At 42.8% G+C, this 1,493-nt stretch carries 1 protein-coding gene; it reads right to left on the reverse strand.

The features are described from left to right. Positions 1–164 precede the first annotated feature (164 nt). Complete coding sequence (locus AC3WTJ_RS37870; RefSeq protein WP_492526929.1) at positions 165–1,382, reverse strand: IS4 family transposase; 1,218 nt, start codon at positions 1,380–1,382, stop codon at positions 165–167. Positions 1,383–1,493: the final 111 nt, after the last annotated feature.

The following is a 1,493-nucleotide window of genomic DNA, read 5'->3' on the forward strand; positions in this document are numbered from 1 at the left end:
CACTACGTTTGCGAGAAACCTAACATCACTCAAAAAAATGAATAACATTACTTATATTTCAAAATATTTACATATACATGTGCACGGCAGTGGAAAAACAACTATCTGTAAATTAGGTGCAGTTAAAATTGCCAAAAAAAGTAAGATTTGTTTTACATCTATTCCTAGCTAATGATTATTTTTACCACTGGCCGACTGTTCTTACCTATACCTGGAGTGCCGCGAGGAAGTACTTGTGTGTTCCCGCCTTTTTGCCTACCTTTACTGGTGCGCATTTTTGGCTTTTTCAACTCATTAACGAAGCACTTCCACTTATGCCTGCTGTAAAGCCGCAGATGACGGACGAAGTTGAACAGGCTTAGCTTATTCGGAGTTTGAGCATGAAGCAGCTGGCAGAGTAAGTAACTAATGACGCCTATGTATAGTTGTGCCCATACGGCATTCGGATGATAGTTATGAAAAGTGACCGTTGTTAGGTGCTGTTTGATCCACTTGAAAAACAGCTCAATTTGCCAGCGGCAGCGGTAGATTTCACTGACGTCTGCTGCGCTTATGTCTCGGCGAGTTGTTACTACTTTGTAGATCTTGCGTTTCTCGTCCTCAAATTCCACAAGTCGTAGAGGGGTGTGGGTTTTGGACTTCTTGTCATGCACCGTCACTTCCGCATCCCGCAAGATGTGTGTGCCTTCCGGTATAGGATGCTCTTTCACAATCGAATAGCTGTTGCTTGCTTTTAATCGGGCTACGAATAGAATGCCATCCTTTACCCATGTCGTAAATCGCTTGTAGTTGACATAGCCTCGGTCCAGGATATACGTCAAGTCTTTGCGTGTAATCAGTTGATCGACAGCCATCTGATCGGAAACCCCGACGGTTGAGAGCACAATTCGGTCCGGAAAAGGCGTTCCGTCATCTAAACAGAGCAGGCGAGTGTGCATTTTGACACCTTTCGTCCGATCTTGATAAAAAGCCCAATCGCCAAACACAAATGGAAGGGTGAGTGATGTTGAATCGATAGGGGCTAATTTCCCAAGTTCTTGAACTCCCTTGCCACCTCTTTTCAAGTGCATTAATCGGTTGGCAAGCTTCTCAAATAGTGCTTGTAAGTAGATGAGTGGCATTTTTTCTAGTTTCCGATTTAATGTGGACGAATGGATGGACGAAATTGCTGTCAATTGTTGAAGTTCCTCGTTCGCCAGCAAATGCAACCGAATATCCTCAAGTGTTTTCCTTTGCTGAATCTCGCCTTCTACAAAAAGCATGATGGCGGCACGCGTCGATAGCTTTTTATAGTAGCGGTCCGAGATAGGAAACCGATCCATATTAAGATGAAGTTCATTTAAACACTTGCAAATTACTTGATTTTTAGGTATATTGCCCATTGGTGGGTCTCCTTTTGTAGAGAGTCGGGCAATTTGTCTGCATTTTCTACAATAGGTGACTTTTTTTGTTTTGGCTAGATATTTCATGTTAGGTTTTATGCAAACGTAGTG

Source organism: Paenibacillus sp. FW101-FHT12H11 (assembly GCF_058790355.1).